This window comes from Amycolatopsis sp. NPDC051045 (assembly GCF_040682955.1).
GTDB lineage: Bacteria > Actinomycetota > Actinomycetes > Mycobacteriales > Pseudonocardiaceae > Amycolatopsis.
This window is the reverse complement of sequence record NZ_JBFBCC010000022.1, coordinates 64,864-90,618: the sequence shown is the minus strand read 5'-3', so window position 1 is coordinate 90,618 and position 25,755 is coordinate 64,864. Positions and strand designations below refer to the sequence as shown.

Annotated in this window: 18 protein-coding genes; 8 read left to right on the top strand and 10 right to left on the bottom strand. The window is 71.5% G+C overall.

Going from position 1 to position 25,755, the window contains the following annotated elements; all coding sequences use genetic code 11:
• Positions 1-7: 7 nt before the first annotated feature.
• From AB0M80_RS36085 to AB0M80_RS36065, 5 genes are all read right to left on the bottom strand, one after another.
• Positions 8-2,404, bottom strand: a complete 2,397-nt coding sequence (locus AB0M80_RS36085) for a SpoIIE family protein phosphatase (protein ID WP_364573911.1) — start codon at positions 2,402-2,404, stop codon at positions 8-10.
• Complete coding sequence (locus AB0M80_RS36080) at positions 2,401-6,966, bottom strand: HAMP domain-containing protein (protein WP_364573964.1); 4,566 nt, start codon at positions 6,964-6,966, stop codon at positions 2,401-2,403. The genes AB0M80_RS36085 and AB0M80_RS36080 overlap by 4 nt, the downstream gene beginning before the upstream one ends.
• A gap of 330 nt (positions 6,967-7,296) precedes the next feature.
• On the bottom strand, positions 7,297-8,268 hold the full coding sequence (locus tag AB0M80_RS36075) for a magnesium transporter CorA family protein (RefSeq protein ID WP_364573909.1): 972 nt from the start codon (positions 8,266-8,268) through the stop codon (positions 7,297-7,299).
• Between the two features lie 29 nt (positions 8,269-8,297).
• On the bottom strand, positions 8,298-10,370 hold the full coding sequence (locus AB0M80_RS36070) for a prolyl oligopeptidase family serine peptidase (RefSeq protein ID WP_364573907.1): 2,073 nt from the start codon (positions 10,368-10,370) through the stop codon (positions 8,298-8,300).
• A 22-nt stretch (positions 10,371-10,392) separates the two neighbouring features.
• A complete protein-coding gene (locus AB0M80_RS36065) occupies positions 10,393-10,833 on the bottom strand; it encodes a DUF6292 family protein (protein WP_364573905.1) in 441 nt (146 codons plus the stop codon).
• Between the two features lie 196 nt (positions 10,834-11,029).
• On the opposite strand from AB0M80_RS36065, the gene AB0M80_RS36060 reads away from it, so the two are divergent.
• From AB0M80_RS36060 to AB0M80_RS36030, 7 genes are all read left to right on the top strand, one after another.
• Positions 11,030-11,467, top strand: coding sequence for a DUF6292 family protein (locus AB0M80_RS36060; RefSeq protein ID WP_364573903.1), 438 nt, complete (start codon positions 11,030-11,032; stop codon positions 11,465-11,467).
• The gene (locus AB0M80_RS36055; RefSeq protein ID WP_364573901.1) at positions 11,464-12,003 is read left to right on the top strand and encodes a hypothetical protein; all 540 of its coding nucleotides are present in this window, start codon (positions 11,464-11,466) and stop codon (positions 12,001-12,003) included. The genes AB0M80_RS36060 and AB0M80_RS36055 overlap by 4 nt, the downstream gene beginning before the upstream one ends.
• Positions 12,004-12,204: 201 nt before the next feature.
• Complete coding sequence (locus AB0M80_RS36050) at positions 12,205-13,611, top strand: FAD-binding oxidoreductase (protein WP_364573899.1); 1,407 nt, start codon at positions 12,205-12,207, stop codon at positions 13,609-13,611.
• A gap of 11 nt (positions 13,612-13,622) precedes the next feature.
• Positions 13,623-14,888, top strand: coding sequence for a class I SAM-dependent methyltransferase (locus AB0M80_RS36045; RefSeq protein ID WP_364573897.1), 1,266 nt, complete (start codon positions 13,623-13,625; stop codon positions 14,886-14,888).
• A gap of 99 nt (positions 14,889-14,987) precedes the next feature.
• Positions 14,988-15,191: a cold-shock protein gene (locus AB0M80_RS36040; protein ID WP_072479091.1), complete on the top strand. Its 204-nt coding sequence runs from the start codon at positions 14,988-14,990 to the stop codon at positions 15,189-15,191.
• Between the two features lie 286 nt (positions 15,192-15,477).
• On the top strand, positions 15,478-16,416 hold the full coding sequence (locus AB0M80_RS36035) for an acyl-CoA desaturase (protein ID WP_364573894.1): 939 nt from the start codon (positions 15,478-15,480) through the stop codon (positions 16,414-16,416).
• Positions 16,365-17,039 carry a polysaccharide deacetylase family protein gene (locus AB0M80_RS36030; RefSeq protein ID WP_364573892.1) on the top strand — a complete coding sequence of 225 codons (675 nt, stop codon included), beginning with the start codon at positions 16,365-16,367 and terminating at the stop codon, positions 17,037-17,039. The genes AB0M80_RS36035 and AB0M80_RS36030 overlap by 52 nt, the downstream gene beginning before the upstream one ends.
• Here the strand turns inward: AB0M80_RS36030 and AB0M80_RS36025 are convergent.
• Positions 17,029-18,012 carry an endo-1,4-beta-xylanase gene (locus AB0M80_RS36025; RefSeq protein ID WP_364573890.1) on the bottom strand — a complete coding sequence of 328 codons (984 nt, stop codon included), beginning with the start codon at positions 18,010-18,012 and terminating at the stop codon, positions 17,029-17,031. The two genes, AB0M80_RS36030 and AB0M80_RS36025, sit on opposite strands and share 11 nt — an antisense overlap.
• Positions 18,013-18,125: 113 nt before the next feature.
• Here AB0M80_RS36025 and AB0M80_RS36020 point away from each other — a divergent pair, with 113 nt between their 5' ends.
• Positions 18,126-19,196, top strand: coding sequence for a LacI family DNA-binding transcriptional regulator (locus AB0M80_RS36020; RefSeq protein ID WP_364573889.1), 1,071 nt, complete (start codon positions 18,126-18,128; stop codon positions 19,194-19,196).
• A 275-nt stretch (positions 19,197-19,471) separates the two neighbouring features.
• On the opposite strand, the gene AB0M80_RS36015 is transcribed toward AB0M80_RS36020, so the two are convergent.
• Genes AB0M80_RS36015 through AB0M80_RS36000 form a run of 4 tightly spaced genes read right to left on the bottom strand, consistent with a single transcriptional unit; the run spans position 19,472 to position 25,634 of the window.
• Positions 19,472-22,531 (bottom strand): glycosyl hydrolase 115 family protein, encoded by a 3,060-nt coding sequence (locus AB0M80_RS36015; RefSeq protein ID WP_364573888.1) that lies wholly within the window; start codon positions 22,529-22,531, stop codon positions 19,472-19,474.
• Between the two features lie 15 nt (positions 22,532-22,546).
• Positions 22,547-23,371, bottom strand: a complete 825-nt coding sequence (locus AB0M80_RS36010) for a carbohydrate ABC transporter permease (RefSeq protein WP_364573887.1) — start codon at positions 23,369-23,371, stop codon at positions 22,547-22,549.
• Positions 23,371-24,342 carry a sugar ABC transporter permease gene (locus tag AB0M80_RS36005; RefSeq protein WP_364573885.1) on the bottom strand — a complete coding sequence of 324 codons (972 nt, stop codon included), beginning with the start codon at positions 24,340-24,342 and terminating at the stop codon, positions 23,371-23,373. The genes AB0M80_RS36010 and AB0M80_RS36005 overlap by 1 nt, the downstream gene beginning before the upstream one ends.
• Positions 24,339-25,634: an extracellular solute-binding protein gene (locus AB0M80_RS36000; RefSeq protein ID WP_364573883.1), complete on the bottom strand. Its 1,296-nt coding sequence runs from the start codon at positions 25,632-25,634 to the stop codon at positions 24,339-24,341. Before AB0M80_RS36000 ends, AB0M80_RS36005 begins: the two co-directional genes overlap by 4 nt.
• Positions 25,635-25,755 lie beyond the last annotated feature (121 nt).

Below are 25,755 nucleotides of genomic sequence, written 5' to 3'. Positions count from 1 at the left end.
GTGGCGTTCACGGGCTCTGGGTGGTGACCTCGATGCCGACCACGCACGTGTCGTCGTCGGTGTCCGCCGTGCTGTACGTCAGCAGGCGGTCCAGCTGGTGCTCGAGGCCACCGTTGTGGCCGTCGACCAGGGTGACCAGGCGGGACACCGAATCCTGCACCGGGCGGTCGCGGCGCTCGATCAGGCCGTCGGTGTAGATCAGCAGGATGTCGCCCTCCGCGAGCTGCAGCTCCTCCTCCTGGTAGGTGACGTCGCGGACGGCGCCGAGGAGCGAGCCGCGGATCAGGGGCAGCGTCGTCGCCGTGCCGTCGCGGTGGCGGACGATCGGCGGGAGGTGCCCGGCCCTGGCCCACCGCAGCTTCCGGCTCGCCGGGTCGTAGATCGCCGCGACCGCGGTCGCGGTCACGTGGTCGGTGAGGTGGTAGGCCACCAGGTTCAGCCACGTGAGCAGCTGGGCGGGCCCGGCGCCGGTCGCCGCGAGGCCGCGCAGCGCGTTGCGCAGGCTCACCATCCCGGTCGCCGCGTCGATGCCGTGCCCGGCGACGTCGCCGACGCACAGCAGCACCTCGCCGGTCGGCAGGGCGACCGCGTCGTACCAGTCGCCGCCGACCAGGTGCTCCTTCTCCGCGGGCCGGTACCGGACCGCGGCGCGCAGGCCCGGCATGTCGATCGGTCCCTTGGCCGGCGGCATGATCGCGCGCTGCAGCTGCAGCGCGAGCCGGTTCCGCTCGATCGCCTCCTGCTCGGTCTCGGCCAGCCTGTCCCGCGTCGCGGCCAGCGCCACCTCGGTCCAGTGCTGCGACGAAACGTCCTGGTAGGCGCCGCGGACGGCGACCAGCTCGCCCCGGGCGTCGACGACCGGCTCGGCGACCACCCGGATGTGCCGGGCGACGCCGTCGGAGCGCTGCAGCCGGAACGCCGTCGACGACGGACGCTTGTGGTGCAGCACCGCCCGCAGGAACCGGCCGATGGCCGGCGCGTCGTCGCTGTGCGCGTGCGTGGCCAGTTCGTGCAGCGACAGCGGCGCGGCGTTCGGCGGCAGGCCGTACAACGAGAACAGCTCGGTGTTCCAGGTGATCACCCCGGTGACCACGTTCTCCTCGAAGCCGCCGATGCGCCCGAGCCGCTGGGCGTGCTGCAGCAGCACCGCCAGCTTCGCCGCGTCGTCCTGGATGCGCAGGATCAGCAGCACGTTCCCGGCGAAGCGCGTCACACTGACGTCGGTGAGCACGGTCAGCGGGACCTGGTCGACCAGCGTGGTGATCGCCATGCTCTCGGCCCGGAACGGCTCGCCGGTGGCGTAGACGCGCTGGATCTTGTCGAGCAGCCCGCTCTCCTCGGCCGCGAGCGGGTACGCCTCCAGCAGCCGGGTGCCGACGATCCGGCTGCGCGGCCGCCCGCCCGGGTCGGCGAACCGGACGTTGGCGTGGTGGATGCGGAAGTCGCTCAGCCGGTCGCCGCCGTCGAGGCACGGCGAGAGCAGCACGGCCGGGTCGTGCAGGCCGTCGATGAAGTCGACGAGCTCGCCGAGGAAGTCGCCGGAGCCGTCCGCGGCCACCGGCGCGATCACGCCGTCCCAGGTGTCGAGGGTGTGCGCGCACAGCTCGGCCAGTGCCTCCAGCTGACGGCGCTGGCGCCCCGGTTCCGCGGGCAGCGGCTCCGGCCAGCACATCTCGACGACGCCGATGATCCGCCCGCCGGTGCCGGTCGGGACCGTGACCCGCCCGCCGCCGGACAGCGTGTGCTGCCCGATCGACGGCAGCCCGCCGCCCGCGAGCGTGGGGAACCAGACGAGGTCTCGCTCGATCAGCGCGCTGCGGGCGGGCGTGGCCACACCGGGCGGGACGTAGCACCAGCGGGTCGCCTCCTCGGCGGAGAACCCGGCCGAACCCGCCAGCGTCAGCGAACCGTCCGGCCCGGCCAGCCACACCGCGACGGCCGTCGCGCCGAGCGGCCGCAGCGCGTGCTCCAGGATGGACTCCGCCACGCGCTGGGTGTCCCCCGCCGCGAGCACGCCGCTCTCGGCGGTCCGCAGCCGGACCGCGACGGACTCTTCGCCCTCCGCGCGGGCCAGGAATTCCTGCGTCACCTCGGTGATGCGGTCCTCGGCCGCCTCGCCGACGACGTCCGCGGCGAACTCCAACGGTGTCATCCCGGCGCGTTCGGCCAGCGTCTCCAGCTGCTTCGCCGCGTCCGGCGGCGTGCAGTGCAGGCGTTCCATCAGCACGCCCTTGGCCAGCTCGATCAGCCCGCGGCCGTCGGCGACGGCGTGCGCGTGGTCGACCTCGCCGCGCAGGCGGGCGACGGTGTCGGCGAGCCGGGCGAGGTTGGCCGACACCTCGGCCGGCGGCGGCAGCACGGGGCCGTCCCGGTTCTCGGCGGGCAACCGCTCGTCCCCGGTCACGCCGTCACGTGCCGCTTGATGCGGGCGATCAGGTCGTCCGCATCGACCGGTTTGGTGACGTAGTCGGTCGCGCCCGACGCGAGGCTCTTCTCCCGGTCGCCCGGCATCGCCTTCGCCGTCACCGCGACGATCGGGATCCCGGCGTGCTCGGGCATCGCGCGGATCTTCGCGGTCGCGGTGTAACCGTCCATCTCCGGCATCATCACGTCCATCAGGATCAGGTCGATGCCGGGGTGCGAAGCGACCGTCTCGACGCCCTTGCGGCCGTCTTCGGCGTGCAGCACGTGCATCCCGTGCAGCTCCAGGATCCCGGTCAGCGCGTAGACGTTGCGCGGGTCGTCGTCGACGATCAGCACCGTCCGCCCGGCCAGGGTGGTGTCGACGTCGGCCGCCGGCAGCGGCGCGGCCGGCTCGTCCGGGCGGACCAGCGGCAGCACCGCGCCGGGCTCCTCCGCCGACAAGTGCAGTGCGATCCGCTCGCGCAGCTCGTCCAGCCCGGACAGCACCTCCAGGGACTGCACGTCCGCGCGGGACTGCACCAGCTGTTCGAGCTCGACGTCGAGCCGGCGGCTGTTGTGCGCGAGCACCGGCACCAGCCGCAGCGCGCTGTCGCCCTGCATCGCGTCGAGGAAGGTGAAGGCGGTCCGGTCCGGCAGATCCAGGTCGAGCACCACGCAGTGGTAGGCGTCGGTGGCGAGCGCGGCCGCGGCCTCCTGCGTGCCGACCGCCGTCACGACTTCGACGTCGGCGGGCGAAAGGCCGATGTCCCGGCTGTCGGCCAGGTCCGCCGCCGCGCTCTCGGCGACGAGCGTCAGCAGCCCGTGCTGGCGTTCCTCGACGACCAGCAGCCGCCGGTACGGCCGCGGCCCCGAGGAGGGGACGAGCGCACCGGGCTCGGTCGTCGCGACGGCGGTGCCGGGGTGCTCCCCCGCCGGCAGCGGCGCGAAGTCCGGGCGGGCGACCGGCAGCGCGAAGGTGAACGTGCTGCCCTCGCCCAGGGTGCTTTCGGCGGTGATGACGCCGCCGAGCAGCTGGGCGATCTCCCGGCTGATCGACAGGCCGAGCCCGGTGCCGCCGTACTTGCGGCTCGTGGTGCCGTCGGCCTGCTGGAACGCGCCGAAGATCGATTCGAGCTGGTGCTCGGCGATCCCGATGCCGGTGTCGGTGACCCGGAACGCGACCGCGGGCCCGTGCACGCGCAGCGGCCGGGGCAGCCGGTCGGGGTCCACCGGTTCGATGTGCAGCTCGATCCCGCCGATCTCGGTGAACTTGACCGCGTTGGACAGCAGGTTGCGCAGCACCTGCCGCAGCCGCGAGTCGTCGGTGAGCAGCTCGGCCGGCGAGCCGGGCGCGACGGTGATCCGGAAGTCCAGGTTCCGCTGCGAGGTCATCGGCCGGAACGTCGCCTCGACGTAGTCCAGCAGCCCGCGCAGCGACACCTGTTCCGGGGTGACGTCCATCTTCCCGGCCTCGACCTTCGACAGGTCGAGGATGTCGTTGATCAGCTGCAGCAGGTCCGAGCCCGCGGAGTGGATGATGCCGGCGTACTCGACCTGCTTCGCGGTGAGGTTGCGGGTCGGGTTCTGCGCGAGCAGCTGGGCCAGGATCAGCAGGCTGTTGAGCGGGGTGCGCAGCTCGTGGCTCATGTTGGCCAGGAACTCCGACTTGTACTTCGACGCCAGGGTCAGCTGCTGGGCGCGGGCCTCCAGTTCCTGCCGCGCCTGCTCGATCTCCAGGTTCTTGGTCTCGATGTCGCGGTTCTGCGTGACCAGCAGCGCCGCCTTCTCCTCCAGTTCGGCGTTGGAGGACTGGAGTTCTTCCTGCCGCGCCTGCAGTTCTTCCGAACGCGCCTGCAGCTCCGCGGTCAGCCGCTGCGACTCGCCGAGCAGCTCGTCGGTGCGGGCGTTGGCGACGATGCTGTTGACGTTGACGCCGATCTGCTCCATCAGCAGTTCGAGGAACGCCCGGTGCACCGCGGTGAACCCGTGCACCGACGCCAGTTCGAGCACGCCGAGCACCTGGTCCTCGACCACGATCGGCAGCACGATCAGGCTGGCCGGGACGGTGCTGCCGAGCCCGGAGGAGATCGTGGCGTAGCCGGGCGGCACGTCGTCGACCGCGATCGGGCGGCGGCTGCGCGCGGCCTGCCCGACCAGCGACTGGCCGACCCGGAACCGTACGGCGGGGCCGTCACCGTCGTCCGGGTGGCCGTACGCGCCGACCAGCCGCAGCTCCGGGACTTCGGCGGTGTCGTCGGCCAGGTAGAACGCGCCGTACTGGGCGTTGACCAGCGGGACGAGCTCGTCCATCACCGCGGCCGCGACGACGGCGAGGTCGCGACGGCCCTGCATCAGCCCGGTGATGGTGGCCAGGTTCGACTTCAGCCAGTCCTGCTCCTGGTTCGCCCGCGTCGTCTCGCGCAGCGACTCCACCATCGAGTTGATGTTGTCCTTCAGCTCGGCGACCTCGCCGGAGGCGTCGACGGTGATCGAGCGGGTCAGGTCGCCCTCGGCGACCGCGCTGGTCACCTCGGCGATCGCGCGGACCTGCCGGGTGAGGTTCCCGGCCAGCTCGTTGACGTTCTCGGTGAGCCGCTTCCACGTGCCGGACACGCCTTCGACCTCGGCCTGCCCGCCGAGGCGGCCCTCGCTGCCGACCTCGCGCGCCACGCGCGTGACCTCCGCGGCGAACGCCGAGAGCTGGTCGACCATCGTGTTGATCGTGGTCTTGAGCTCCAGGATCTCGCCGCGGGCGTCGACGTCGATCTTGCGGGTCAGGTCGCCTTGGGCGACGGCGGTGGTCACCTGGGCGATGTTGCGGACCTGCCCGGTGAGGTTGTTCGCCATCGAGTTGACGTTGTCGGTGAGGTCCTTCCACGTCCCGGCGACGTTCGGCACCCGCGCCTGCCCGCCGAGCATGCCCTCGGTGCCGACCTCGCGCGCCACCCGGGTGACCTCGTCCGCGAACGCCGACAGCGTGTCGACCATCGTGTTGATGACGTCGGCCAGCGCCGCGACCTCGCCCTTGGCCTCGACGGTGATCTTGCCCGACAGGTCGCCGCGCGCGACCGCGGTGGCGACCTGCGCGATCGAGCGCACCTGGCCGGTCAGGTTGGACGCCATGACGTTGACGTTGTCGGTGAGGTTCTTCCACGTCCCGGACACGCCGCGGACGGTCGCCTGGCCGCCGAGGTTGCCCTCGGTGCCGACCTCGCGCGCCACCCGGGTGACCTCGTCCGCGAACGCGGACAGCTGATCCACCATCGTGTTGATGGTGTCCTTGAGTTCGAGGATTTCGCCGCGGGCGTCGACCCGGATCTTCTGCGACAGGTCGCCGCGGGCGACCGCGGTGGTGACCTGGGCGATCGAGCGGACCTGCGCGGTGAGGTTGTCGGCCATGACGTTGACCGACTCGGTGAGGTCCTTCCAGGTGCCGGAGACGCCCTTGACGTCGGCCTGGCCGCCCAGCCGCCCCTCGGTACCCACCTCGCGGGCCACTCTCGTGACCTCGTCCGCGAACGCGGACAGCTGATCCACCATCGTGTTCAGCGTGTCCTTGAGCTCCAGGACCTCGCCGCGGGCGGTGACGTTGATCTTCTGCGAGAGATCGCCGCTCGCCACCGCGGTGGCGACCTGGGCGATGTTGCGGACCTGGTCGGTGAGGTTGCCGGCCATGAAGTTCACCGAGTCGGTGAGGTCGCGCCAGGTGCCGGAGACGCCCTTGACGTCGGCCTGGCCGCCCAGCCGCCCCTCGGTACCCACCTCGCGGGCCACTCTCGTGACCTCGTCCGCGAACGACGACAGCTGGTCCACCATCGTGTTGATCGTGTTCTTGAGTTCGAGGATTTCGCCGCGGGCGTCGACGGTGATCTTCTGCGAGAGATCGCCCTTCGCCACCGCCGTCGTCACCTGGGCGATGTTGCGGACCTGGTCGGTCAGGTTCCCGGCCATGAAGTTCACCGAGTCGGTGAGGTCGCGCCACACGCCGCCGACCCCGGGCACCTGCGCCTGCCCGCCGAGGCGGCCTTCGCTGCCCACCTCGCGCGCCACCCGGGTGACCTCGTCCGCGAACGACGACAGCTGGTCCACCATCGTGTTGACGGTGTCCTTCAGCTCGAGGATCTCGCCGCGGGCGTCGACGTCGATCTTCTGCGAGAGATCGCCCTTCGCCACCGCGGTGGCGACCTGGGCGATGTCGCGGACCTGGGTGGTCAGGTTGCCGGCCATAGCGTTCACCGAATCGGTGAGGTCCTTCCACGTGCCGGACACGCCGGGGACCTTCGCCTGCCCGCCGAGCTGCCCCTCGCTGCCGACCTCCCGCGCGACGCGGGTGACCTCGGAGGTGAACAGCGACAGCTGGTCGGCCATGCCGTTGAAGACCGTGGCGATCTCGCCGAGCAGGCCGTCGGCCCCGCCGGGCAGCCGGATGCCGAAGTCGCCGTCGCGGACCGCGGTCAGGCCGGCCAGCAGCCGCCGCAGCTCCTGCTCCCCCGCCTCGCCAACGCCCACGCCGCCCACGCCCGAAGGGTCCGTCCCCGCGCCCGGGCGCACGCCGTCGACCATTGCCCCACCCATCCGACACCCGTTCCTTCGTTCGTCGCCCGTCCCGGCGCCGTGCCGCCGTGTGCACACCGGATGGCTCAGCATAGTGCAGCTGCACTAAGCTGAGCGGCAACGGTTGAGCAACCAGCCGCGCCCGTGTCCACGCGCGCTCCCAGGCGGTGCTCGAAAGCCTTCCCTTGCCTCCCAGGCCATCCGGCCGCATTGACCCGTTCGGCTGAACGCCGCTCAGGGGTTCGGCGGTATGCGCTCCGGCGCCGTCGCCGCGCTTCGGCGCGCCCGGATGGTGTCCGATGTGGACACTCCATTGCGGATGTTCCACTGTGGAACGGCTCAGAGCCAGTCCTTGCGTTTGAACAACGCGTACAACCCCACCGAAAGCACGAGCACGGCGACCGTGGAGGACCAGAACCCGCTCGGCGCGCCGTTGCCGGGGTACGGCACGTTCTGGCCGTAGAACCCCGTCACCGCGGTGGGCACCGCGATCACCGCGGCCCAGCCGGTGACCTTCTTCATGATCAGGTTCAGCCGGTTGCCCTGCAGGTTCAGCTGGGTCTCCCGGACGGTGGCGATCAGCTCCCGCAGCGCCTCGGTCTGCTCCGCGGCCTGGCGGGCGTGGTCGTGGACGTCCTCGAAGTACGGTCGGGTCAGCTCGTCGGCCAGCTGCAGGTCCGGCCGCATCAGGGCGCTGATCACCTCGCGCATCGGCAGCACCACGCGGCGCAGCGCGGTCAGGCTCTTGCGCAGCCGGAACGACCGGCGCTGCAGCTCCGAGGAGTCCGGGCGGTCGTCGAAGACCAGGTCCTCCAGGGCTTCGACCTCGTCGTCGAGCGCCTGCACGGCTTCGAAGTGCCCGTCGACGACGTGGTCGAGCAAGCCGTGCAGCAGGAACGGCACGCCGGACTTCGCCAGCTCCGTCGCTTGGTCCCACCGGCGCAGGACCGGCTCGATGTCGAAGCCGTCGTCCTTGCGGACGGTCACCAGCGCCCGTGGGGTGACGAAGGCGCCCAGCTCGGCGGTGGTGACGCGGCCGGTCCGCGCGTCGAACCGGACGGCGTAGGCGGCCAGGAAGGCGTGGCCGTCGTAGCGGTCGAGCTTGGGCCGCTGGTGTTCGGAGACCGCGTCCTCCACGGCGAGCCGGTGCAACCCGAGTTCGCCGGCGAGCTCGGCCAGATCCGCTTCGGTCGGCGCGCAGAGGTCCACCCACACCGCGGTCCCCGGTTCGGCCAGGAACTCGGACACGTCCTCGACGGGGAAGTCTTCCTTCTGCAGCACGCCGTCGCGGTACACCCGGGTTCTGGTCATCCAGGGAAGTTACCCGGCGCGCCGGCCGTTCACACGAGACCGCGGCGTTCGAGCCGGGGAACGGGTGTGAGCCACCGGGTGAACCACTCCCGCGTGCGGTGCAGGACGTCGAGCTGGTGGCCGCGGTCGCGGATCGAGTGGTTCTCCCCCCGGTAGACGACGTACTCGTGCTCCCGGTCCCGGAGGGCGCGGTGCAGGAGTTCGCCCTGCGAGAGCGGGACGTTCGTGTCGTCCTCGCCGTGCAGGATGAGCACGGGGGTCCGGATGCGGTCCGCGTGCGCGATCGGGCTGTTCTCCCGGCCGCCGAGGGCCGCTTCGAACCGGGTGTGCTCGCCGGTGGCCGCGAGCAGGGGCCAGTCGATGACGCCCGCGCCGACGAGCGCCGCGGCGAAGCGATCGGTCTGCGAGACCGCCCACGCCGCCATGAACCCGCCGTGGCTCCAGCCACCGATCCCGAGCCGGCCTTCTTCGGCGACCCCCGCCTCGACGAGCAGGTCGATCCCGGCGAGGAGGTCGGTGAACTCCGCGCCGCCGACGGCCCCCGCGACGCTCGCGGCGAAAGCGTGCCCGTGGCCGAGGCCGCCCCGTGGGTTCGGCAGGAACACCGCGAACCCGGCGGTCGCCAGCCACTGGCCCGAGAGGGCCCAGTTCAGGTTGAACCCGTCGGCGTAGCGGTCGTGCGGGCCGCCGTGGACCGCCGTGACCAGCGGGAAGGGGCCGTCTTCGCGGGTCCGGCCGGGTGGGAGGATCAGGAGGCCGTCAAGCTCCAGGCCGTCTTCGGCGTGGTAGGAGAGGCGTTCCTGGCGGCCCCAGCGGATTCCGGGCAGCGGCGGTTCGCCGAGCCGGGTGAGCGGGCCTTCCGGCGGTCCGGCGTGGACGGCGCCGGGCTCGGCCGCGGTGCTCGCGACGACGGCGACTCTCTCGCCGCCCACGGCCAGGAACTGCAGGCTGCCGGGGGCGTGGGTCAGTTCGGCGAAGGTTGCTGTGGCGGGCTCGAGCCGCCGGACGGTGGTGTCCAGCCCTTCGGCGAACAACGCCAGCGGCGGCCCACCGCCGGTACCGGCCAGTTCGATCGGGCAGACGTCCATCCCGGAGGTGAGGTTCCGGTGCTCCCCACGGCCGGTGACCTCGAACACGGCCCGGCCGCCGACCAGCCCCGGCGGGGTGAGGCCGAGGTAGCCCAGGTGAAAGCCGGTTTCGCCGCGCCACCAGGTGAGCGACGACGCCTCCAGCGCCGGAGCGCCGAGGTCGCGCAGGGCGCCGGTGGCGAGGTCGAGGAGGTGGAGGCCGGGTTCGAACAGGCCGGGCTCCCGATCGGCCACGGACCAGGTGAGGACGGCGAGGGCGGTGCCGTCCGGCCGGGGCGCGACCTCCACGACGTGCCTTCGGCCGAAGTCGCCGAGGGGGTGGACGGCGCGGCCGGCCGGGTCGAGCAACCAGAGCCGATCGGGGCGCGCGACGGTGTCCCAGGTGGGTCGACCGGGGGAGCCGAGGCCGGCTTCGCCCGCCGGGTCCGCGGTGGCGGCGAACCGATCGGCCACCGCCTCCACCGGCCGGACCGCCGCAGGCCCACCAGCCGGCCGGGCCGCAGGCCCACCAGCCAGCCGGACCACCGCAGGCCCACCAGCCAGCCGGGCCGCATACCCACCAGCCAGCCGGGCCGCAGGCCCACCAGCCAGCCGGACCACCCGGACCCGGGGATCCGCCGACCACTCCGTCTCGTCCGGCGCGATGAGCACCACCCCACCGCCGTCCGGCATCGGCACGTGGTTCCGAACCCCGGTGCGCCGGTCCGTCAGCTGCTCCGGCGCACCGCCCTCGCGGCCCACCCGGTACAACTGCGCGGTTCCGCGCCCACCGCGGCCGGAAAGGAAGTAGACCCACCGGGAATCCGGCGACCAGCGTGGCTCACGGTCCTCCGCCGCGGCCGGCGCGAGTTCGCGGGCCGGCTCTGCGCCGTCGGCGGGGACGAGCCACAGACCGCTGTCCGATTGCTTCCCCATCGGGGCACTGGCGAACACCACCCACCGGCCGTCCGGGGAGGGACGCGGCGTCCGCGGCACGATCCGGTCGACCACGGCTTCCGCCGTCAGCTGCCCCATGGCCCCAGTGTGCCGCAGGCTTTCACCCGCGGCCGGCGGGCGCCACCTCCGGGACCATGGCCAGCAGCTGGTCGTGGTCCCCCGCCTCGCGCAGGACCGGGGCCTCCAGCGTGCCCGCGTCCGGGTCGTCCGCGCGCACCGCGGCCAGGAAGCGGACCACCGCGCGCGGTTCCGGGAAGACCTCGCCGCCGAGGTAGGCCAGGACGGTCGCCGCCTCGCCGGTGGCGTCTTCGATCGCGGCCGCCCAGCCGTGGGTTTCGTCCCAGACCAGGGCCAGGTCGTGACCGGGGAACCGGGACAAGCGCCAGTCCAGGGCGATGTAGGCCGCCGCGGGCGTTCCCGCGTCGAGCGTGCAGGACTCCAGTCCCACCCCCACCGCCCGGGCCACCGCGGCCAGGTACCCCCGCAACCGCCGCTCGAACGAGAACTCCGTGTCGCGCTCGAAGTCGATCAGAATGCTCAACGCCGCCTCGCTTCCCCGTCCCGCCGCGGGATCCTCCGCGGTCCCCCGATCGGGTACCCCGGCGCCACGCTGCTCAATCCCGGCAAACTGGGCATGGGCTGTCGTCAATCCGGCGACATCCCGCTTGTCATCGTTTCGATGACATGTTAGAACGGACGCGCCTGACCACCTCGTCCGAGAAAGGCCTCGCTGCACCGTGACCGCATCGATCGAACTCCCGACCGGTTACCAGCACCCCGCCGTCCCCGCGCTGCTCGGCTACCTCCGCGACGTCACCGCCGAGCTGGGCGTCGGCCTCGAGTCGTGCACCCTCGACCACGACAGCCCGGTTTCGGCCTACGTCGCCCTCGACACCCGGCTGCCGCACTACCCCGACCGCGACGTGGCCCTGCTGTGGGACGAGGAACGCGGCTGGGCGGCGGCGATCGAGACGCACTCCGGCGAGGACCTCATCGTCCTGCGCTACCTGGGCGGCCCCACCGTCGCCCCGGCGCCGCACCGGGTCGCGCGGTTCGTCACCGCCCTGCACGAAGACGACCACACCGTCGGACGGCCCGATCCCGTAAAACTCCGGGCCGCGGACGACGCCGACGCGCTCGCCGCGCTGCTGCGCCGGCCGGCCGTGGCCCGATGACGGCGCCGCTGCCCCTGCCCGAGAGCTTCGCGCTGACGTGGCGCGGCTACGACCGCGAACAGGTCGACGAGCGGATCGACGAGCTCCTCGCCGAAATCCGCCTGCTGACGGCCGACCGTGACGCGGCCGTCACCGAGGCCGAGAACCTGGCGCGGCGGCTGGAACGGGCCCGCGCCGAACACGCCGAGCTGAGCGCCCGCATCGACCGGCTGTGCCACACCCCGGCCGACCCGGCCGCGGTGAGCGACCGGGTCCGGCACCTGCTCGGGCTGGCGCACGCCGAAGCGGACGGGATCGTCGCGACGGCCCGGGAGCGCGCCGCCGCGATCGTCCGGGAAGCCGAGGCGGCCGCGGACCGGCGCACCGCCGACGCCCGCGCGCACGCCTACCGGATCGTCGACGATGCCCGGCGCCGCGCCGACCGGCTGGCGTCGATCGAGCGGCGCACCGCCGACCGGCTGCGGCAGATCGACGCCTTCCTCGCCGACGCCGAATCGCTCCTGGACGAGCAAGCCCCGCTCCGCGCGGTCGCCTGACCCGAGAGCCCCGGCACCGTCGTGCCCGTGCGGCGGGACGGAACCCACCTCCCGAATCACTCGTCCGGAGCAGCACGCACCGGGGCGGGCGGGGCGAACGGGCCGGAACTCCGCCCCCGGTGCCGCCGTCGATCGACGGGATTGAGGCATTCACGACGTTCGGTGAGCCATCGGGGCCTCCGGTGAGGCAGGATCAGATGCGTGACCATCGATCAGGCCGGGGTGCCGGAAGCCCGTTCGGGCCCGGCTTTCCCCGAGCACGAAGCCCGCGTCGACGCCCTGAGACGGCAGCTCACGGCGATCGGCGGCGAAACCACCGTCCGGCTGGCGAAGCGGACGTCGAACCTCTTCCGCTCCCGCACCGCGGCGAAGCACCCCGGCTTGGACGTTTCCGGGTTCACCCACGTCCTGCGGGTCGACCCGGACACGCACACCGCCGACGTCGAAGGCATGGTCACCTACGAGCAGCTCGTCGACGCCACCCTGCCGCACGGCCTGATGCCGCTGGTCGTGCCGCAGCTGAAGACGATCACCCTCGGCGGCGCGGTGACCGGCCTCGGCATCGAGTCCTCGTCGTTCCGCAACGGCATGCCGCACGAATCGGTGCGGGAGCTCGAGGTGCTCACCGGCGACGGCCGGATCGTCGTCGCCACGCCGGACAACGAGCACCGCGCCCTGTTCCACGGCTTCCCCAACTCCTACGGCACCCTCGGCTACGCGCTGCGGCTGCGGATCCTCCTGGAGCCGGTGAAGCCGTTCGTGAAGCTGCGCCACGTCCGCCACCACGACCGCGAGGAGTACTTCGCGGCGCTGGGCGAGATCTGCGCGAAGAGCGAACACGACGGCGAGCACGTCGATTTCGTCGACGGTACGGTGTTCGGCCCGGACGAGCTGTACCTGACGCTCGGGACGTTCACCGACACCGCGCCCGCGACGAGCGACTACACCTGGCTGGACATCTACTACCGCTCCATCCGGCAGCGCGCGACCGACCACCTGACCGTCCGCGACTACCTCTGGCGCTGGGACACCGACTGGTTCTGGTGCTCCCGCGCGTTCGGGGTCCAGCACCGGCTGCCCCGGCTGCTGCTCGGCCGCCGGTTCCTGCGGTCCTCGGTGTACTGGAAGGCCGTCGCGCTGGACCGCCGGTTCCGGATCGCCGAGCGGCTCCTGCGGCTGCGGCGCCTGCCGCCCGAGGAGACGATCGTGCAGGACATCGAGGTCCCGCTCGCCCGCGCAGCGGAATTCCTCGAGTTCTTCGAGCGGGAGATCCCGATCAGCCCGGTGTGGATCTGCCCGCTGCGGCAGCGGCCGGGTGACGTGCGCTGGCCGCTCTACGAGCTGGACCCGGCCGAGCTCTACGTCAACTTCGGCTTCTGGTCTTCCGTGCCGCTGGACCCGGGTGAGCGCGACGGCGTGCACAACCGGATGGTGGAAGCCGAGGTCACCCGGCTCGGCGGGCACAAGTCGCTCTACTCGGACAGCTTCTACACCGAGGACGAGTTCTGGCGGCTCTACAACGGCGACGCCTACCGGGAGCTCAAGCGGGCCTACGACCCGGGCGAGCGACTGCTCGGCCTCTACGAAAAATGCGTCCGCCGACGGTGAAAGGAACGAACGTGAACCAGGAAAGCATCCCGGTCGGCGCCGTCTTCGAGCGGCTGCTCGGCCCCCGCGCCGAGGTGTCGATCACCGCCTACGACGGCAGCCGCAGCGGGCCGGCCGACGCGCCGGTGGCCATCGAGGTGCGCTCGCCGCTGGCGCTGGACTACCTGATGTCCTCCCCCGGCGACCTCGGCCTCGCCCGCGCGTACGTCGCCGGCGCGCTGGACGTCACCGGGGACCTCTACACCGCGCTGCGCGCCCTCTCGACGCAGGTCGACCAGCTCACCCCGGCCGACCGGCTGTGGCTGCTGCGCAAGCTCGGCCCGCGTCACCTGCGGCCGGTCAAGCCGCCGGCCGAGGAGCACCCGAGCCGGTTCCGGCGCGGGATGACCGCGCTGCGGCACTCGAAGCAGCGCGACAGCGAGGCCATCGCCAGCCACTACGACGTGTCCAACCGGTTCTACGAGCTGGTCCTCGGCCCGTCGATGGCCTACACCTGCGCGGTGTTCCCGCACGAGGGTGCCTCGCTGGAGGAGGCGCAGGCGAACAAGTTCGACCTGGTCTGCCGGAAGCTCGGCCTCAAGCCGGGGATGCGGCTGCTCGACGTCGGCTGCGGCTGGGGCGGCATGGTCGCGCACGCCGTCCGGCACTACGGCGTCGAGGCCATCGGCGTCACCCTTTCGCGTGAACAGGCCCAGTGGGCGCAGAAGAACATCGTCGCGCTGGGGCTCGCGGACCGCGCCGAGATCCGCCACCTCGACTACCGGGACGTCACCGAGACCGGGTTCGACGCGATCTCGTCGATCGGCCTGACCGAGCACATCGGGGCGCGCAACGTGCCCGGCTACTTCCGGTTCCTGGCCGGCAAGCTCAAGCCGCACGGGCGCCTGCTCAACCACTGCATCACCAACCCGGACACCAGCGTCGCCCACCGGTCGCGGGGCTTCATCGACCGCTACGTCTTCCCGGACGGCGAACTGGAGGCGCCCGGCGAGCTCGTCACGGCCATGCACGACGCCGGGCTGGAGGTGCGGCACTCGGAGAACCTGCGCGAGCACTACGCGACGACGCTGGCCGGGTGGTGCCGCAACCTCGACGAGCACTGGGACGAGGCGGTCGCCGAGGCCGGGGCCGGGCGCAGCCGGGTGTGGGCGCTGTACCTCGCCGCCTGCCGGCTGGCCTTCGAACGGCGCGAGATCGAACTGCACCACATCCTCGGCGTGCGGACCGACAGCGAGGGTGGGATGGGCATGCCGCTGCGTCCCGACTGGGGAGTGTGACCACCGATGTGCAGACCGCGGAGGATATGGAACAATGGGGAGCGAGACCGGAGGTCCGAACGGGGCGTCCAGGCTCACTAACAAAGAGTAGGTATTGGTATGGCTCAGGGTAGTGTCAAGTGGTTCAACGGTGAAAAGGGCTTCGGCTTCATCGCTCAGGACGGCGGGGGACCGGACGTGTTCGTCCACTACTCCGAAATCCAGGGCAACGGCTTCAAGTCTCTCGACGAGGGCCAGCGGGTGGAGTTCGAAATCGGCCAGGGCCAGAAGGGCCCCCAGGCCCAGCGCGTGAGCGTCATCTGAGCCACGAGGCACCCTAAGGCCCTCGTCCCCCACCGGGGGCGGGGGCCTTACTCGTTCGGTCACACGGCGGGTTCACCCCGATCAGGTATCCTGAGAGAAGTCGAGAGCACCTCGTATACCGGCGTCCCGCCGGCCTCACTCTCGCCCCGTGGCCCCAGAGGCAGATCACCGGCAGGAGCGGTGACGCGCCCGGGCCACCCGCAGACCACTGACCGCCGGGTGTTCCCCTTCCCCGGCGTCCCGCGCGGCTCGGCCCGGCGCGGCGAAGACTTCGAAACGAGAGTGCATGACCACCTCCACCCCGGTCAAACTCGCGCGTCCGGCGCCGAAGCCGGTGCTCTCCGGCCGGCAGACGCTGCCCGAGCTGATCACCATCCGCGCCTTCCTGCTCGTCCCGTTCCTCGCCCTCGGCGCCGCCATCCCGGTGTTCTGGGGCTGGGGCGTCAGCTGGCTCGACCTCACGATCGGCGGCGCGTTCTTCGTGGTGTCGACGCTTGGGGTGACCGTCGGCTACCACCGCTACTTCACCCACGGCTCGTTCCGCGCGAAGCGGGCCTTGCGGATCGCGCTCGCCGTCGCCGGCGGCCTCGCGGCGCAGGGCCCGGTGATCGGCTGGGTCGCCGACCACCGCCGCCACCACGCCTTTTCCGACCGGGACGGCGACCCGCACTCGCCGTGGCTGTTCGGCACCTCCCCGGTCGCACTGGCCCGCGGCTTCTGGCACGCCCACATGGGCTGGCTCTTCGGCCGCGACAAAACCAACGTCGAGCGGTTCGCCCCGGATCTGGCGGCCGACCGCGACCTGCGCGTCGTCGACCGGCTCTTCCCGCTGTGGGTGCTGGTCAGCCTGCTGCTCCCGCCGCTGCTCGGCGGGCTGATCACGCTGTCGTGGTGGGGCGCGCTGACCGCGTTCCTGTGGGCGGGCCTGGCCCGGATCTCCTTCCAGCACCACGTGACGTGGTCGGTGAACTCGGTCTGCCACATGATCGGCGAACGCCCGTTCGCCAGCCGCGACCGCTCGGCCAACTTCTGGCCGCTGGCCATCCTGTCGATGGGCGAGTCCTGGCACAACACCCACCACGCGGACCCGACGTCGGCCCGCCACGGCGCGCAGCGCGGCCAGCTCGACATCTCCGCCCGGGTGATCTGGGTGTTCGAAAAGCTGGGCTGGGCGTGGAACGTGCGCTGGCCGACGGCGAAGCGGCTGGCGGCGCTGGCCCGCTGACCCCGCTGCCTGCCCGGGCCGCCGGCGAAACCCGGGCGAAAGTCCTTGCCGCCGCGATCCGGCCCGGTGATCTTGGAACGATGGACACGGTCGCGCTGACCTTCGACGACGGCCCGTACCCCGAGACGACCCCGGCGCTGCTGGCCGCGCTCGGCGGCACGCGCGCGACGTTCTTCCTGTGGGGCGAGCACGCCGCGGCGCACCCGGACCTGGTCCGGGCGATCGCCGCGGCCGGGCACACCATCGGCAACCACACGTGGACGCACCCGCGGCTGCCCACCCTGCCCGCGGCCGCCCGCGAGCAGGAGGTCCGGCGCACGCAGGACCTCCTGACCCGGTTGACCGGGATCCGCCCGGTCCTCTTCCGGCCGCCTTACGGCGACACGGACTCGGCGGTGGCGGAAACGCTGGCCGGCCAGGGGCTCACCGAAGTGCTGTGGAGCGTCGACACCCGCGACTGGGCGGGCTGCTCCGCGGACGAGATCGTCGCCGCGGCCGGCCGGGCGCAGCCGGGCGGCATCGTGCTGATGCACGAAGGCCGCCCGGCCACCCTCGATGCGGTCCCCCGCATCCTCGCCGCGCTCGCCGCGCGCGGTCTGCGTCCCGGTCCGGTCAGGGGTTGAGCCGGAAGTAGGCCGGCTTCGGGCGCAGGTTTTCGTCGAAGAGGCAGGCCGCCCCTTCGCCCGGGAAGACGTCCGGGACCCACGAGTGCCGGTCCGTGAAGCCCCAGGTCGTGAACTCGACGCACTTGCGGACGGCGTGGCAGCCGTCCCACAGCTGTCCGAAGTAGTCGGCCTGGGTGGCGAGCTTGGCCGCGTCCGGCGGGGTCGGGATCCGGACGTCCGCCTCGGTGATCGCGGTCTCCACGCCGAGCTTGGCGAAGCGGGCCAGGTTCTCGCGGTACTGACCCGGGAAGCCGTACTGGATCGACAGGTGCCCCTGGATGCCGACGCCGCTGATCGGCACACCTTGGCGCCGCAGCGTCTTCACCAGGTCGTACACCGCGTCGCTCTTCGCGTTGACCCCTTCGATGTTGTAGTCGTTGATGTACAGCTTCGCCGCGGGGTCGGCCGCGTGGGCCCAGCGGAAGACGTCGGCGACGAAGCCGTCCCCGAGCTTTTGCCGGAAGACCGTGTCGCGCCGGGTGCCGTCCTCGTTGAAGAGCTCGTTGACGACGTCCCAGGCGCGGATCTTCTCCTTGTACCGCTTCACCTCCGTCGTGATGTGGTCGCGCAGGACCCGCCGGAGCTCGTCGGCGGGCAGCGCCGCGACCCAGTCCGGGAGCTGGGAGTGCCAGACCAGGGTGTGGCCGCGGACGGTCTTGTGGTGCGTTTGCGCGTACCGGACGATCGCGTCCGCGCCCGACCAGTCGTACTGGCCCCGGACGGCCTCGACCGTGCCCCACTTCATCTCGTTCTCGGGCGTCACGTTGTCGAATTCCCGCGTGAGCACCGCCCGGTAATCGGTTTCCGAAGCCAGGTACGCCGCGGCCACCGCACTGCCGACGTAACGATTCGTGGTGTATTGCAGCGGCACCGTCGCCGAAGCCGCGGGCGCCTGCCACACAGCAATACCCATGAGGGCCGCAACCGCCATCAGGACGCGTTTCTTAGGGATTCTTCCCGACATCTTCATCCTCCGTGAGACAATGGTGCTCCGAAAGTTTCCAACCGTTTCAAATCGGGTTTCGATGACCTAGAATCTCCTTCATGACAACGAAGTCTGACGATCTCGAGCCGTCCGAGTCCCGGGTGACCATCGCCCGGATCGCCGCCGAGACCGGTGTCTCCGTCCCGACAGTTTCGAAAGTCCTGAACGGCCGCCCCGACGTCGCCGAAACCACCCGCGCCCGCGTCGAAGCGGTCATCGGGAAATACGGTTACCGGCGCCGCTCCGACGAACGTTCACGCCGTTCCCGGTTGCTGGAATTGATGTTCCACGAACTCGAAAGCACGTGGGCGCTGGAAATCATCCGCGGGGTCGAGTACGTCGCCCGCGAAAACGGGATGGCGGTCGTGCTGGCCGAATCTTCCGGCCGGCACACCCCCGGGCAGAGCTGGCTGGAGAGCGTGCTCGCCCGGCGGCCGGTCGGCATCGTTTCGGTGTGCTCCGACTTCACCGGCGGGCAGCTGGCGAAGCTCCGCGCCCGTGACATCCCGCTGGTCGTGGTCGACCCGGCCGGCGCGCCCGGTCCGGAGACGCCCTCGATCGGGGCCACGAACTGGCAGGGCGGGCTGACCGCCACCCGGCACCTCGTGGAGCTGGGCCACCGCCGGATCGCGGTGATCGGCGGACCGGAAGGAGTGCTGTGCAGCCGGGCCCGGATCGACGGCTACCGCACGGCACTGGAGACGGCCGGGCTGGCGTTCGACCCGGCGCTGGTGCGCCGCGGCGACTTCCACGTCCGGGCCGGGTACCGCGAACTGGCTTCACTGCTCACCCTCCCCGACCGCCCGACGGCGGTGTTCGCCGGCAGCGACCTGCAGGCACTCGGCGTTTACGAGGCGGCGCGCGACGCGGGGCTGCGGATCCCGGACGACCTGAGCGTGGTGGGCTTCGACGACCTGCCGATCGCCCGCTGGCTGACCCCGGAGCTGACGACGGTCCGCCAGCCCCTGCAGGAGATGGCGGCAGCTGGCGCGCGGCTGGCGATCTCCCTGGCCCGCGGAGTGGTTCCGGAGAGCCACCGGCTGGAGCTGGCGACGAGCCTGGTCGTCCGCCACAGCACGGCGGCCCCGGCCCACCAGGGCTACCGGGTGCTCACCCGCGGAGCGAGCTGACCCGGCACCCGACCGGGGCGAACCAACGGCCGGCGGCCGCGGCGCCGGCCGGCGGGCGCGCCCTGCGGCAGACGGCCGGAGCTCGCCCACCGGCGCGACCGGATCGGCCGCAGCCCACTGAAGTCGCGGGCCGGCCGCAGGGCGCCCAGCCGCAAGTCGCGCGGCCGGAAGCCGCCCGACCGCAGGCCGCCCAGCCGCAAGCCGCCCAGCCACAAGGCGCCCGACGTCGGACACACCGGCCGCCACGCGCGGCCGCCGGCCCGCCGGTCCCTCCCTCACCACGGCCATCGCATGCTCTCCGGCGGGCCCAGATAACTCGCCCGCAAGCCGCCGGTGTCGACCACCAGCTTCTGCACGATCACCGCCGGGTCGACCATCCAGAACTTCAGCACGTGCGGGCCCGGCGCGTCGATCACGTGCCGCGTCGAGGTCAGGTTCACGTTGTCCGACGTGGTCCGCTCCCACTGGCGGTTCATGGACGTGTCGTCCGCACCCGTCGCCTTGGTGATGTTCACGACCTGCGGGTCCGCGTCGTCGAACGAGACCGCGTACCGCAGCCCGTCGCCCGCGAGCACGTTGCTGCGCGGGGACAGGTACGCCCACACCGTCACCGGCCCGGTCGTGAACAGCGTCATCCGGTACTCCAGCTGCGGTCCCGCGCCCGGCGCCCGGCTCGCCGCGGTCACCGGGAACGGCGTCATCCCCGCCCCGGTCCGCCCGATGTCCGGGATCCGCCGCCACGCGACCTCCGCCGTGCCGACGTCGGCGGTGCAGTGCTCGGCCTCCATCGACACGTACCCGCCGGCCTCGACGAACCCGCGCCGCCACGACCGCGGCAGCTCGGGGTTGCGCACGACGGCGTCCACCACCACCGAACGATCCGCGCCCGCCACCGTGATCGGCACCGTCGTGGTGCCCTTCGGGGCCCGGGCCCAGTCGATCCGCACGGTCATCCGCAGCTCCTCGGTGACCCGGCCGCCGCGCGGCTCGACCAGCACCCACGGCGCACCGGCGGAAACATGGCAGCGGAACGGCGTCCGGCCGCGGTTGAAGACGTCGATGTACTGCGGCGGCGCACTCTGGTAAGGGCTGAACTCCGGCAGCGCCGGGCGCCCCGGCGCCGCCGGCCACCACTGCTCCGACCCGTCGACGGCGACCCCCAGTTCGGCCGCGGACGGCAGCTCGAGGCGTTTCACCGCGGGGAAGATGACGTCCGGCAGCGCGACGTTGTCCTTCTCCGGCTGCTGCCAGGGCGCGTTCGGGCCGTACCGGGCGACGTCGCCGTAGTCGATGTGCGGCTGGGTCTGGAACCCCTTCCACTTCCCGCCCGCGATGCCGGTGTTGTACTTCTCCGCCAACGCCAGGTCGTCGGCGAACCGGGCTTCCGTGACGGCGGCGAGGCCGTTCGCCGCGGCCCGGCCCTGGGCCGCGTACAGCAGGTTGGTGAACTCGGCGCGCCGCAGCGCGTACAGGTTCGCCGAGGCCTGGACCTCGTAGAGCACGAGTTCGTAGAAGGCGTCCCGGTACGCGGCCGGGATCCGCGCCGCGATTTTCGAAGCCCGTGCCGCCAGGTCCTGCCACTCCTGCGTGACCGTGTCCAGCTCGCGGTAGTTGACCAGGCTGAACGGCGTCATCTGGTCGTCGTACGAGATCGCCGCGGCGGTGGCCGGGTCCTTCGCCGGGTCGACGGTGATCCGCCGGTTGAGCAGCTCCGGCTTGCGGCGGGACTGCAGCCGCCCGTAGTCGTGCAGGACGCCCGCGATCGCCGACGCGGTCGCCGCGCCGAAGTTCGTCTCCGCGAACTGACGCTCCCACGTGGACAGCCGCTCGACCGGCAGGGCCGCGGGATCCCAGGCGTAGTCCAGGAAGAACTGCAGCGGCAGCTCGTTGCCCTTCATGTCCCCGACGTTGGCCACCCACAGGCGGTCGTTGCCGTAGGCGGTGGCCTGGTGCAGCTGCTCCCAGGTGTTCGCGAGCAGGGCGGTGTCGACCCACTTGTAGTTGCGGCCGCCGCCGACGTAGTCGAAGTGGTAGTAGAGCCCGTACCCGCCGGGGTGCGGCGGCAGCGACCGGTCGGGCACCTTCCGGATGTTGCCCCAGTTGTCGTCGGTGAACACCACGATGACGTCGTCCGGCGGGCGCAGGCCTTTCGCCCAGTACCGCTGCACTTCCTTGTACAGCGTCCAGACCTGCGGCACCGTGGTGAGGTCCCGGCCGGTTTCGCGGGCGAGGATCTCCCGTTCGGTGGCGATGATCTCGCGCATCAGCTCGATGCCGTCGCCGTCGGGCAGGCCGACGTCGCCGTTGCCGCGCATGCCGAGCGTGACGACGCCCTCGAAGTCCTCGCGGACCATCCGGCGGATCCCGTCGGTCCAGTAGGCCTTGATCGCCTCGCCGTTGCGGCGGAAGCTCCACTCCCCCGTGCCGCCGTACGGGTCGTGCCCCGGCGTGGTGATGTTCCCGGCCGCGTCGCGGACCGCGGGCACCGCGTGCCGGTTCCACTCCTCGATCCCGCGCATCATCGGCGCCTCGTGCGAGGTGCCCATGACGATGCCGTATTCCTTGGCCGTGGCGTGGTTGAGCGGGTCGTCCTCGGCGAACGCGCGGCCCCACACCGCCGGCCACAGGTAGTTGGCCCGCAGCCGCAGCATGGTTTCGAAGACCTTGGCGAAGAACAGGTGGTTGAAGCCGTTGGGAAAACCGGGCGCCTTTCCCGGCCCGAAGTAGGCCGGGGCCCAGGTGCCGAGCGCCGGATTTTCGTCGTTGATGAAGAACCCGCGGTACTTCACGTGCGGGGTACCCAGGCTGAACCGCTCCCCTGGCAGGTGCAGCTCGGCGCTGCGCCGCGGCGGCACGTCCGCCCACCAGTACCAGGGCGAAACGCCGATGCGCCGCGAGACCTCGTAGACGCCGTAGATCACGCCACGCTGGTCACTGCCGGTGAGCACCAGGCGTCCGTCGACGACCTGGCTCAGCGACGTCTCCCACTTCCCGGCGATCCCGGTGACGTCGAGCTTCCCGGCCGCGACCAGCTCGTCGACCAGCGGGCTGTGGCCCAGGGTGCCGACCAGCACCACCGGCCCGTGGGCGGGGACGACGTCGAACGACACCGCGGGCCGCACGCCCGTGACGCGTTCGACGTCGGCGGCCAGGTCGCCCACGACCCGCCGCACGCCGGGCAGGTCGCCCGAGCCGACCACGATCGTCGCGGCCTTCCCCCGCGACACCAACGGGAAGCCGGTCCCGGCTTCGGCAAGGCCCGGGAGGGCCATGGAACCCGCCCCGGCCAGGGCGAGCAACTGCAGGAAGGCACGACGGTGGACCTCGGACTGCACGGCAGACCTCCTGAATCAGCCCTTCACGGATCCGGTCAGCCCGCCGACGATGCGCCGTTCGGCGAGCACGAAGAACGCGAGCGCGGGGATCGCCGACAACGCGGTGAACGCCAGCACCCGGGCGGTGTCCTGGGAGAACGCGGACTGGAACATCGCGACGCCGAGCGGGAGCGTGAAGTGCCCGGAGTCGTTGAACACCAGCAGGGGCAGGAGGTAGGTGTTCCAGCTGGTGACGAAGGCGAGCACGGCGACCGTGGTGAGCGCCGGCGTCGAGAGCGGCAGCAGGATCCGCCAGAAGAAGCCGATCCTGGTGGCGCCGTCGAGCACGGCCGCGTCCTCGATTTCGCCGGGGATCGCGTGCATGAACGGCCGGAGGATCACGATCGTCACCGGCAGCGAGAACGCCGCCTCCGGGATCGCCACGCCCCAGAAGCTTTCGAGCAGGCCGAGCTGGCGCAGCCACAGGTACAGCGGCAGCGTCGCGACGCCGATCGGGAAGAGCAGGCCGAGCGTGAACAGCGTGTAGAACGCCTCCCGGCCCTTGAACTGGTAGCGCGAAAGCGCATACCCGGCCATCGAGCCGAGCCCGACGGCCAGTGCGGTGGCGATCACCGCGATCAGCGCGCTGTTGCCGAGGAACGTCCAGAACGCGCTCGAACCGAGCACCGAGGCGTAGTTGTCGAACACCCACGGCCCCGGCAGCCCGGCCGGGTCGGTGTTGATCTGCGCGTTGGTGCGGAACCCGCCCAGCGCCACGAACAGCAGCGGCACGACGGTCACGCCGACCACCACGATCGCCGCGAGGTAGCCCATCGACAGGCCGAACTTGCCGGAGCGCATCAGCCCACCATCCTCGTCAGGGCGCCCTGGGTGTCACGGCGGAGCGCGAACCGCTGGTACAGCAGGGCGAACACGAAGCAGATGACGAACAGGATCACCGCCACCGCGGAGCCGAACCCGAACTCGTAGCGCTTGAAGCCGTGGTCGATCAGGTAGGTCGCCATCGTCGTCGACGCGTTCGCCGGGCCGCCCAGCGTCATGATCCAGACGACGTCGAACAGCTGGAGCGAGCCGATCACCGACAGGAAGATCCAGATCCGGATGGTCGGCCCAAGCAGCGGCAACACGACGTGCCGGGTGGTCTGCCACGCCGAAGCACCATCGAGCGCCGCGGCTTCGCGCAGTTCGGCAGGCACGCCCTGCAGGCCGGCGAGCAGCAGGATGATGCCGAAGCCGACGTACTTCCAGGTGATCACCGCGAACAGCGTGTAGAGCACGATGCCCGGGTCGGCCAGCCAGTTGTGGATCAGCCCGCCGAGCCCGGCGCTCTTGAGCACCTGGTCGGCGAAGCCGTTCGGCTGCAGCATCAGCGCCCAGATGACCGCGGTGATCGCCTCGGAGAGGACGTACGGGGCGAACACCAGGGCGCGCAGCACCGCGCGCCCCCGCAGCTTCCGGTTGAGCAGCAGCGCCAGCCCGATCGACAGCGGCAGCTGCACCACGATCGACAGCCCGGCGATGATCAGGTTGTGGACGATGGCGCTCTGGAACACCGTGCCGCCGAAGGCATCGGCGTAGTTGTCGAAGCCGATGAAGTCGTCCAGCGGGCCGAAGCCGTTCCACTTGAACAGGCTGTAGAACGCGGCGATCCCGATCGGCACCAGGACGAACCCGGTGAACAGCAGCAGGGCGGGCCCGAGCAGCAGTGTCAGCTCGAGCCGCTTGCGCAGGCCGGGCCGGTGCTTCCGGGCGGTGACCGCCGGTGCGGACGGCCGCGTCGCCGTCCGCACCGGGGTCGTCGCCGTGGTCACTTGTTGCCCGCCGCGGCCTGGTTGACGGCGGCCACGATGCCTTCGGGGGTGCCCTGGCCGGCGAACATGTTGGCCACCGCGTCGTTCAGCGCGGCGCCGACCGCCGTCGGGAACGCCCGGTCGAAGTACATCTGCAGGTAGGGCGCCTTCGTGCCGTAGTCGTAGACGGCCTTCAGCGTGTCGGTCTTCAGCGCCTTCGCGGCGACGGTGTTCACGGGCAGGCCGGCGCCCTGCGCGGCGAGCTGTGTCTGCACCGGCTCGCTGCCCAGGTACTGCAGGAAGTCCGCGCACGCCTTCGACGCGCGGGTGGTGCAGGCGAAGCCGTCGCCGCCGCCGAGCACCGCGTTCGGGTCACCCTGACCACCCGCGACGGACGGGAACGGGAACCAGCCGACCTTGGAGTCCAGCTGCTTGTCCTCGGTCAGCGACGACATCGTTCCGGGCTCCCAGTCGCCCTGCAGTTCCATCGCCGCCTTGCCGTTGGCCACCAGGCCGGCCGAACTGCCCGCGCCCTGCTGGGCCGGGGTGCCCGCGAACCCGGTCTGGAACGGCTGCGTGGCCAGGAAGTTCTTGAGGTCCTGCCCGGCCTTCGTCCAGCACGGGTCTTCGAGCTTGACCGCCTTCACCGACTGCTTGAGCACGTCGATGGAGCATTCGCGGACGGCGAAGTAGTTGTAGTAGAAGGCATCCGGCCAGCGGTCCTTGCCCCCGACGGAGACCGGCGCGATGCCCTTGGCCTTCAGCTGCGTGACGGCGGCGTTCAGCTCGTCCATGGTCTTCGGCGGCGTGGTGATCCCCGCCTGCTGGAACAGGTCCTTGCGGTACCAGAAGCCGACGAAGTGCTGCTCGAACGGCACGCCGTACTGCTTGCCGTCGACCTGCCAGTTCTCGCCGAACTTGCCGGTGGTCTGGGTGATCCACGGCTTCGTGGCGTCGGTGATGTCGGCGACCTTGCCCGAGGTCAGCTGCGAAGCCAGGTCACCGGCGCCCCAGGACTGGTAGATGTCCGGGGGCTCGGCCGACTGCAGGCCGAGAGGCACCTTGGTGCTGAAGTCCTCGTTCTGCAGCGGCTGGGCCTTGATCGTGACGTCGGGGTGCGCCTGGTGGTAGTCGGTGACGACCTTCTCCCAGATCGACTTGATCGGGTCGGTGGTGCCGTTGTGCCACCAGGTCAGGGTGACCGGGCCACTCGGCTGCGCGGGGGTTTCGTTCCCCCCGCTGCACGCGGCCAGCGCGAGCGGGACAACGGCCGCCATGGCGGCGAGAACGGTGATCCGGCGTTTCACAAACATCGTGGGTCCACTCCTGACGACTTCGGCCGAGTTGGACGGGGCGACTCAGCGCCCGGGTTGGCGAAGAGTCTGCTCCCGGGACAAATGCGATGTCAATCGTTGTCGATAACGTTTTCTATGG

What these genes read in the sequence shown, in the direction of transcription:
- AB0M80_RS36080 (WP_364573964.1), bottom strand. Translation starts at nt 6,966, where the DNA reads ATGGTCGACGGCGTGCGCCCGGGCGCGGGGACGGACCCTTCGGGCGTG.
- AB0M80_RS36075 (WP_364573909.1), bottom strand. Translation starts at nt 8,268, where the DNA reads ATGACCAGAACCCGGGTGTACCGCGACGGCGTGCTGCAGAAGGAAGAC.
- AB0M80_RS36070 (WP_364573907.1), bottom strand. Translation starts at nt 10,370, where the DNA reads ATGGGGCAGCTGACGGCGGAAGCCGTGGTCGACCGGATCGTGCCGCGG.
- AB0M80_RS36055 (WP_364573901.1), top strand. Translation starts at nt 11,464, where the DNA reads ATGACGGCGCCGCTGCCCCTGCCCGAGAGCTTCGCGCTGACGTGGCGC.
- AB0M80_RS36040 (WP_072479091.1), top strand. Translation starts at nt 14,988, where the DNA reads ATGGCTCAGGGTAGTGTCAAGTGGTTCAACGGTGAAAAGGGCTTCGGC.
- AB0M80_RS36035 (WP_364573894.1), top strand. Translation starts at nt 15,478, where the DNA reads ATGACCACCTCCACCCCGGTCAAACTCGCGCGTCCGGCGCCGAAGCCG.
- AB0M80_RS36025 (WP_364573890.1), bottom strand. Translation starts at nt 18,012, where the DNA reads ATGGCGGTTGCGGCCCTCATGGGTATTGCTGTGTGGCAGGCGCCCGCG.
- AB0M80_RS36020 (WP_364573889.1), top strand. Translation starts at nt 18,126, where the DNA reads ATGACAACGAAGTCTGACGATCTCGAGCCGTCCGAGTCCCGGGTGACC.
- AB0M80_RS36010 (WP_364573887.1), bottom strand. Translation starts at nt 23,371, where the DNA reads ATGCGCTCCGGCAAGTTCGGCCTGTCGATGGGCTACCTCGCGGCGATC.
- AB0M80_RS36000 (WP_364573883.1), bottom strand. Translation starts at nt 25,634, where the DNA reads ATGTTTGTGAAACGCCGGATCACCGTTCTCGCCGCCATGGCGGCCGTT.